Here is an 8137-nt window from a genome sequence, read left to right as displayed (position 1 = left end):
CAGCGCGTTGGCGAAGGCGGGCGCGACCGGGTTGAACGGGCTCTCGCTCATCGACTTGGCCCCGAGCGGCCCGATCGCGTCCGCCGTCTCCATGAAGTGCACCTCGGTGCGCGGCACATCGGCGTACTGCGGCAGCCGGTAGCGGCGGAAGGCGGCCGTCTCGACCGCGCCGCGCTCGTCGATGCGGACGTTCTCGAAGAGCGTCGCGCCGAGCGCCTGGGCCACCCCGCCCTCGACCTGGCCACGGCACTGCATCGGGTTCATCACCTTGCCCGCGTCGGCGGCGTGCACGCTGCGCAGGATGCGGATCTCGCCGGTGCCCGGATCGACGGCCACCTTGAACCACTGGGCGTTGAAGGCGACCGAGCGCGGGGTGCCGCCGAAGTGCCCGTCCGCGACGAAGGCGACGCCCACCGCGCGGGCGCTCTGGTACAGCTCCTTGAGCGAGAGCCGCCCGCCCGGGTGCAGGACGGCCTCCTCCGCGAGACGGCACTGCCCGCGCGGCACGCGCAGGTGGGCGGCGGCGAAGTCGAGGAGCAGGTCGGCCAGGGCGCGGGCGGCGCGCAGGGTGGCCTTGCCCGCGACGACGGTGCCGGTGGAGGCGAACGCGCCGGTGTCATGGCGGACGACGTCGGTGTCCGACTGGCGGACGGTGATCCGCTCGACGGTGGTGGCGAGTTCACCGGCCGCGATCTGCCGGTGCACGGTCGTCGTACCGTTGCCGAACTCGGCCGTGCCGACGGCCAGATCGAAGGTCCCGTCGGGCAGCAGGGCGGCCTTCGCGTCGGCGATGTGGCCGCCGGGCGGACCCGTCGCGATCATCGCGAGGGCGGACCCCTCGCCCACCAGCCAGCCCTCCGGGGCGGGTTGGCCGGCGTCGGTCTCGGCCTGCGCCCGGCGCACGATGCCCACGCACTGGTCGAGGCCGTAGCTCGCGATGTGCAGATCCTCCTCGTGGCCGCCGGGGGTGACCATCGCCTCGTTCGGGCCGATGGCGTTGCGGGCCTTGAACTCCAGCGGGTCCAGACCGAGTCGGCGGGCCAGTTCGTCGAAGGCCGACTCGACGGCGAACATGACCTGGCCGAGTCCGTAACCGCGGAAGGCGCCCGCCGGGACGGTGTGCGTGTACACCGAGTAGGCGTCGACCTTCTTGTGCGGGGCCCGGTAGACGGCCATGGACTCGCCGACGCTGTGGAACATCACCGCCGGGCCGTGGTTGCCGTACGCCCCCGTGTCGGCGACCACCCGCAGCTGAAGCGCGGTCAGCGTGCCGTCGCGGCGGGCGCCCGCCTTCACCCGGACGGTGAACGGATGGCGGGTGGTGGCCCCGTAGAACTGCTCGGCGCGGGTGTACTCCAGCTTCACCGGGCGGCCGAGGCGCAGCACCGCCAGCGCGACGACATCCTCGACGATCATCTCCTGCTTGCCGCCGAAGCCGCCGCCCACCCGGCCCGCCACCACCCGCACTCGCTCGTGCGGCAGGTCGTACAGGGCGCACAGCGCTCGGCGGGTGAGGAACGGCGTCTGGGAGCTGGTGCGCACGGTGAGGCGGCCGTCCTCGTCGATCCAGGCGACCGCGCCGTGCGTCTCCAGGCTGGCGTGCTGCGCCCGCTGGGTGCGGAACGTCTCCTCGTAGACCAGGTCGGCCGCGGCGAACCCGGCCGCCACGTCGCCGACTTCGCCGTGCGCCTCGCCCACGACGTTGGCCTTTGGACGGGCGATCCGGGCGCCGGCCGCGTCCTTGTCGTGCACGACGGGCGCGCCCGGCCGCATCGCCTCCTCCGGGTCCAGCACGGCCGGCAGCACCTCGTACGTCACCTCGATCCGCCGGCAGCCCTCCTCGGCGGCGGCCTCGCTGTCGGCGACGACCGCCGCGACCCGCTGGCCGATGTAGCGGACCGTGTCGTCCAGGACGCGGGTGTCGTCCGGGTCCTCCTCCGGGTGCTCGTGACGGGCGGTGGAGAAGTGCCGTTCGGGGGCGTCGTGATGGGTGAACACCGCGTGCACGCCGGGCACGCGCAGCGCGGCGGAGGCGTCGATCGCGACGATGCGGGCGTGGGCGTGCGGGGAGCGCAGCAGCTTCATGTGCAGCAGGCCGGGCACCTCCACGTCGAAGGTGTAGCGGGCGGTGCCGGTGACGACCTGCGGCCCGGCCGGGGCGGGCAGACTGCGGCCGACGGACTCGCCGGGCGCCGGGGCCTCGACGTTCTTCACCCCGCGCACCGCATCCTCGATAGCCCGGTAGCCGGTGCAGCGGCACAGATTGCCCTTGAACGCCCTCGGCAGATCGCCGAGCTTGTCCTCGTCCAGGGCGGCCGTCGTCATCAGGAACCCGGCCGTGCAGAAGCCGCACTGGAAGCCCTGCGCGTCGAGGAACCGCCGCTGCACCGGGTGCAGTTCGCCCTCGGGCGAGGCCAGCCCCTCGACGGTGGTGACGGTGCGGCCGTCGGCGCGGAAGGCCGGGTACAGACAGCTGTGCACCGGCTCGCCGTCGACATGGACCGTGCACGCGCCGCAGTCGCCCGCGTCGCAGCCCTTCTTCACCCCGAACCAGCCGCGCTCGCGCAGATACGTGCGCAGGCACTGCCCGGGCCGGGGCTCCTCCTCGTGCTGCCGGCCGTTGACCTCGATCCTCATCGCCTCGCCCCTCCCAGCTCCCGGCGGATCTCCTCCGCGTACCGGAACGTCATGTGCCGCCGCCACTCGGGCAGCCCGTGGATGTCGTCGAACCACTCGTCGTCGGCGACCGCCGAACCGAGCGCCGCCCGCAGCGCGGCGGCCGTCGGCGGCAGCGGGAACCACAGCCGCACCGGCCGCACCGTCGAGGCGGTCACCGTCACCGCCAGCGAGCCGTCCACCGGGTCCAGCGCCCCGATCACCAGAACCCCGGAGCGCCCCAGCCCGTACAGCGACGCCTGCCGGAACGCCGTACGGCAGCCGAGCGCGCGGGCGGGCAGGGTGACCGAGCGCAGCAGCTCGCCCTCGGCCAGCACCTTGCGGCCCGCGCCGGTCACGAAGTCGGTCACCCTCACCCGGCGGCGCGCGCCGCTCTGCGCGATCAGCAGGCACGCGCCGTCGAGAGCGGCGGTCAGCGAGGTCATCGGGCCGGCCGGCAGGGCGTTGCAGAGGTTGCCGCCGACGGTGGCCATGTTCCAGATCTTGAACGAGGCGAGAAAGGCCCGGCAGCACTGCTCGAACAGCGGCGCCGCCGCGGCGGGCAGCTCCTTCGCGAACCGGGACAGCTGGGCGATCGTGCAGGTGGCCGCGATCTCCAGCGAGCCGTCCGGATGCCGCCGCACGGGAGTCCAGCCGGTGCGGCTCAGATCGACCAGACGGCGCAGATGCGGCTGCGGCTCCGAGAACAGGTAGGTGCCGCCGCCGAGCCAGGCGTCGCCGGGCCGCCAGGGAGCGGGACGCCGGGCGTCGCGAATCTCCACCACCGTGTTGAGGTCCATGGCCGGAAGTGAAGCAACCGGAAGGGGGCCGCGACGACTGGTTCACAGCACGGAAACCCAAGCGTTCCAGGCCGGACTCCTGGTGAATCCACCAAGAGGCATACCGCTCGTCTGCTCTGGCATTTACCATGCGATGACTCGCATCCACCTGGTGAATGTGAGATGCCGGGCAGCACACCCCCGCGGCCCGGCGCCCGTACGAGGAGCCGGAACGCATGCACGTCGAACACCTGCTGGAGGACGAGTCCCTGGGCCTGCGCCTGCTCTGGGCCGAGGACGCGCTGCTGCGCCGGGAGATCAGCGGCGTCACCGTCACCGACCTGGAGGACCCGGCCCGTTTCGTCCGCCCCGACGAGGTGGTGCTCAGCGGGCTCGTCTGGTGGAGCGCGGACGAGGGCAGGGACAAGGCGGAACGGTTCGTCACCGGGCTGAAGGACGCGGGCGCCGTCGCGCTGCTGGCCGGCGAGGAGACCCACGGCGCGGTCCCTTCCGACCTGGTCGAGGCGTGCGCACGGCACGGACTGCCGGTCGCGGGCGTGCCCGCCCATGTGCTGTTCCGGGCGATCACCGACAGCGTGTACCTGCGGCAGTGGGGCGAGCTGGGGCGGGGGCGGGCGCTGCCCGAGCATGTGCGCGGCCGGCTGAACCGGCTGGTCGCGCAGGACGCCGACCCGGCGCTCGTCCTCGCCGCGGCCTTCGCGCATCTGGACGCGGTGCCGGCGTACGTCCTCACCGCGACCGGCCGGACGGTCGCGGCGACGCCGGGGGCGGAGCCGCTGCCGGCGCGGGTGGCCGCCGCGGCGGTGCTCGGCGGTGACAGCGGCAGCGCGACGGCGCCGGTGGAGGCGGAGGCGGCGGCCGGGCCGTACGGGCGGTGGTGGCTGCACCTGCCGGACGCCGCCGCAGCGCCGCCCCGGCTGGTCCAGGAGATCACCGCCGTCCTGGGCCGCTGCCGGACGGCCCTGACCCGCCGCGGGGCCGCCGAGCGGCGGGCTGCGCACGAACTGGGCCGACTGCTGAGCGCGGCGGCCGGCGACGGGTCCGGCGAGGTGGCCGGTGCGGTGCGGGCGTGCGGGCTGCCGGACGAGGGGCCGTACCGGGTGGTCGTCGCGGACAGCGCGCGGGCCGCGGACACGGGGGCGGCGGAGGGCGCGCTCGCGGAGGCGGTCGCGCACAGCGGGGCGGCGTACGCCGCCGTGGGACGGCTCCCGGAGGGGACTGCGTTCGCGGTGCTGCCCGAGGACGCCGCCCCGGAACTGGCGCGGGCCTGGCCGCTGGTGGCCGCCGCCGACCCCGGCGTCCCGCTGCACGGCGGCCTCGCCGCACCGGCCGCCGACGCGACCGCGCTGCCCGGCGCGCTGGCCGAAGCCCGCTACGCGCTGACCGCCGCCCGGACGATCGGGGCGGGCGCCTCCACGCTGACCGACGTCACGACGCTCACCACCCTGGACCTGCTGCTCACGGGCGTACCGGCCGAGGTCCGCGCCGCCTACAGCCGTACCGTCCTCGGCCCGCTGCTCGACCCGGCGAACGCGTCCGCCGCCGCGCTGCTGAACACGCTGCGGGTGTTCCTCGCTCACGACGGCTCCTGGGCGCGCACGGCCGAGGCGCTGCACCTGCACGTCAACACGGTGCACTACCGCATCCAGCGCATCGAGCACTTCACCGGCCGCGACCTGTCCCGGCTGCGGGACCGCCTCGACCTGTGGGCGGCCCTGCTGTGCCACCCGGACCAGGACGGCGACCGGTCCGCCGCGGCCGTACGACGTGACGGCGACCGGTCCGCTACCACCGCTCGGCGTGACGGCGACCGGTCCGCCACCACGGCTCGGCGTGACGGCGACCGAGAGGCTACGACCGCTCGACGTGAACGCTCGTCGACTTCACCCGCGCGACGACCGTGACCCCGACGGCGAGCCCCAGCTCGTCCACGGCCTCGCGGGTCACCAGGGACACGATGCGATGCGGGCCGGACTGGACCTCGACCCGGGCCACGACCTCGTCCACGGCGAGGGCGGTGACGATGCCGGTGAAGGAGTTGCGCACGGAGGTGGGCGGCCCGGAGGCCACGGCACGCTCGTCCTCGGCGGCGCGCTCCCGCACGAACCGGGCGAGCCCGGCGCCGTCGACGACACGGTTGCCCGCACCGTCCCGCCCGCTCGGCAACCGCCCCGCGTCCGCCCACCGGCGCACGGTCTCCGTACTCACCCGCAACACCCGCGCGGCCTGCCCAATGCTGTACGTCGGCACCCGGGAGACCCTATCCGGCTCCCGCCGCCGGACGGTTCGCCGAGGCCGCGGCACGTACCCGCCGGGCGCGGCGACCGCCGCCCGACGTGCCGCCGCCGCCCGACGAGCCGCAGCCCTACGACGAGCTGCCGTCGTACGACAAGCCGCCGTACGACGAGCCCGTGCCGCACGACGCGCCGCCGCCGCCCGACGAGCCCGCGCCGTACGACGCGCCGCCCCCGTCCACGAGTGTGCTCCGGACGGGTGGCAGCGGCCCCGCCGCGCCCCCGGCGGCCCGGGGCGGACGTGACGGCGCGGTAAGAGGGAACCCCCTGTCCGCCCCCGCGCCCCGGAGTGACGACGTGGACGTCTTCGCCGCGCACGATCCGGTGCGTGCCGTCGCCGGTGACGCGATGTCGGATGTCCTCGTCCTCGGGGGCGGAGCCGCCGGACTGTCGCTCGTGCACCGGCTGGTGGCCGGCGGGGCGGGCGGTGTGACGCTGGTGGAGGCCCCGGACGGGCCGGGACGGCCGGGGGAGCGGACCTGGTGCTACTGGGACCGGGGCGGCGGCGAACTGGACGAGGCGGTCCGCGCCTCGTGGGGGCGGCTGCGGGTGCACGGCGCCGACGGCGGCGCCGTCGTCGTCCGGCCCGCGCCCTTCACGTACCGCATGATCCGGTCCTCCGCGCTGGAGCGGCTGGTGCACGGGCGGCTCGTCCGCGCGCCCGGCGGGCGGCTCCTGCGCGCGACCGCCGACGCCGTGCGGGCCACCGCCCACGGCGCGGAGGTCGACTGCACCGCGGCCGGCGGGCGACGGATCACCCTGCGCGCCCGCCACCTCTTCGACTCCCGGCCCCTGCCCGCACTCCCGCCCGCCCGGACGCTGCTGCTCCAGCACTTCCGCGGCTGGTTCGTCCGTACGGACACGGACCGGTTCGACCCGGACGTCGCCGATCTCATGGACTTCCGCGTGCCCCAGCCCCGCCACGGCCTCGCCTTCGGCTACGTCCTGCCGCTCGCCCCCGACCGGGCGCTCGTGGAGTACACCGAGTTCTCCCGCACGCCCCTCACCACCCCCGCCTACGACGCGGCGCTCGCCCACTACAGCCGCCGCGTCCTCGGCCTCGGCGCCTTCAGCGTCGAGGCGGCGGAGCAGGGCGTCATCCCGATGACCGACGCCCGCTTCCCCCGCCGACACGGACCGACGGTCCGGATCGGCACCGCCGGCGGCGCCACCCGCCCCGCCACCGGCTACACCTTCGCCGCCGTCCAGCGGCAGAGCCGCGCCATCGCCGCCGCCCTCCACGACGGACGACGCGCCGGGGGCACGGTCGCCGCGCCCCGGCCGTACCGGCGGCGCACCCTCGCCATGGACGCGGTGCTGCTGCGGGCCCTGGACACCGGGCGCGTCGACGGGCCCACCTTCTTCACGGACCTCTTCCGGAACGTCCCGCCGCTGCGGCTGCTGCGCTTCCTCGACGGCGTCGCCACCCCCTGGGAGGAGTGGTGCGTCGGGCTGCGCTGCCCCGTGGGCCCCATGCTCCGCACCGCCCTCGAACTCCCCTTCCTGCCCCGCCGCCCCCTTGCGCCCCGAGCCGAAGAGAGCCGCCGATGACCCTGCTGCGCGACCACGACCTGGCACGCGCCTTCGACCACGCGTCCCACAGCTACGACCGTCTCACCGCCCTCAACCCCGGCTACCGCGCCGACCTCGACCGCTCCGCCCGCCGGCTGCGGCTGCCCGACGGCGGCGCCGGGCTGCACGTCCTCGACCTCGGCTGCGGCACCGGCGCCTCCACCCGCGCCCTGCTGCGGGCGGCGCCGTACGCCCGGATCACCGCCGTGGACGCCTCGGCGGGCATGCTGCGGCGCGCCCTCAGCAAGACCTGGCCGGACCGGGTCCGCTTCCGGCACCTGACCGCCGAGGAGGTGAGCACCGCCGAGGAAGGGCCCTACGACGCGGTGTTCGCCGCCTATCTGTTCCGCAACGTCACCGACCCCGACGGCGTCCTCGCCACCGTGCGCGCCCTGCTGCGGCCGGGCGGGCGGCTCGCCGTCCACGAGTACAGCCTCAGCGGCTCGGCCGCCCACCGCGCCCTGTGGACGGCCGTGTGCCACGGCGTGATCATCCCGGCGGGCACGCTCAGCGGCGACCGCGCCCTCTACCGCCATCTGTGGCGCAGCGTCCTCGCCTTCGACACCGCCCCCGAGTTCGCCGCCCGGCTGACGGACGCGGGCTTCACCGGCGTACGCACCGTCCCGGTCGCCGGGTGGCAGACCGGGATCGTGCACACCTTCCTCGCCCGCAGCGCCGCGGGGACGCCGCGGGACGCCCGGTGAGCGGCCCGCGCCGCACGGTCCGGCGGGGCCGCGACCGCAAGGCCGAGATCCTGCACCCGGCGCCCGGCCGCAACCGGTTCGCCCGCACCGACGCGCCGAGCGTCGCCGTCGC

The 8137-nt window shown here is 75.6% G+C and carries 6 protein-coding genes; 3 read left to right on the top strand and 3 right to left on the bottom strand.

The genetic code is table 11. The features are described from left to right. Together K7787_RS30990 and K7787_RS30985 are read right to left on the bottom strand one after the other, a co-directional pair. On the bottom strand, positions 1 to 2637 hold a 2637-nt coding region (locus K7787_RS30990), incomplete at its 3' end, for a molybdopterin-dependent oxidoreductase (RefSeq protein WP_223003669.1). Next, positions 2634 to 3455, bottom strand: a complete 822-nt coding sequence (locus K7787_RS30985; RefSeq protein ID WP_169438492.1) for an FAD binding domain-containing protein — start codon at positions 3453 to 3455, stop codon at positions 2634 to 2636. The genes K7787_RS30985 and K7787_RS30990, both read right to left, overlap by 4 nt. A 215-nt stretch (positions 3456 to 3670) precedes the next feature. Here K7787_RS30985 and K7787_RS30980 point away from each other — a divergent pair, with 215 nt between their 5' ends. Next, the gene (locus tag K7787_RS30980) at positions 3671 to 5359 is read left to right on the top strand and encodes a PucR family transcriptional regulator (RefSeq protein ID WP_223003668.1); all 1689 of its coding nucleotides are present in this window, start codon (positions 3671 to 3673) and stop codon (positions 5357 to 5359) included. On the opposite strand, the gene K7787_RS30975 is transcribed toward K7787_RS30980, so the two are convergent. Beyond that, positions 5307 to 5705: a TOBE domain-containing protein gene (locus K7787_RS30975; RefSeq protein ID WP_164388811.1), complete on the bottom strand. Its 399-nt coding sequence runs from the start codon at positions 5703 to 5705 to the stop codon at positions 5307 to 5309. The two genes, K7787_RS30980 and K7787_RS30975, sit on opposite strands and share 53 nt — an antisense overlap. Before the next feature lie 392 nt (positions 5706 to 6097). On the opposite strand from K7787_RS30975, the gene K7787_RS30970 reads away from it, so the two are divergent. Both K7787_RS30970 and K7787_RS30965 read left to right on the top strand, forming a co-directional pair. Next, on the top strand, positions 6098 to 7300 hold the full coding sequence (locus K7787_RS30970; RefSeq protein ID WP_223003670.1) for a lycopene cyclase family protein: 1203 nt from the start codon (positions 6098 to 6100) through the stop codon (positions 7298 to 7300). Continuing rightward, positions 7297 to 8025 carry a methyltransferase domain-containing protein gene (locus K7787_RS30965; protein ID WP_223003667.1) on the top strand — a complete coding sequence of 243 codons (729 nt, stop codon included), beginning with the start codon at positions 7297 to 7299 and terminating at the stop codon, positions 8023 to 8025. The genes K7787_RS30970 and K7787_RS30965 overlap by 4 nt, the downstream gene beginning before the upstream one ends. Positions 8026 to 8137: the final 112 nt, after the last annotated feature.

The sequence above is a fragment of the Streptomyces sennicomposti genome (assembly GCF_019890635.1).
Lineage (GTDB): Bacteria > Actinomycetota > Actinomycetes > Streptomycetales > Streptomycetaceae > Streptomyces > Streptomyces sennicomposti.
The sequence above is the reverse complement of the archived record's forward strand: the minus strand, read 5'-3'. Positions and strand labels throughout refer to the sequence as shown.

Excerpts from the sequence above, each read along its gene's own strand:
- K7787_RS30980 (WP_223003668.1), top strand. The coding sequence starts at position 3,671 with ATGCACGTCGAACACCTGCTGGAGGACGAGTCCCTGGGCCTGCGCCTG.
- K7787_RS30965 (WP_223003667.1), top strand. The coding sequence starts at position 7,297 with ATGACCCTGCTGCGCGACCACGACCTGGCACGCGCCTTCGACCACGCG.
- K7787_RS30985 (WP_169438492.1), bottom strand. The coding sequence starts at position 3,455 with ATGGACCTCAACACGGTGGTGGAGATTCGCGACGCCCGGCGTCCCGCT.
- K7787_RS30970 (WP_223003670.1), top strand. The coding sequence starts at position 6,098 with ATGTCGGATGTCCTCGTCCTCGGGGGCGGAGCCGCCGGACTGTCGCTC.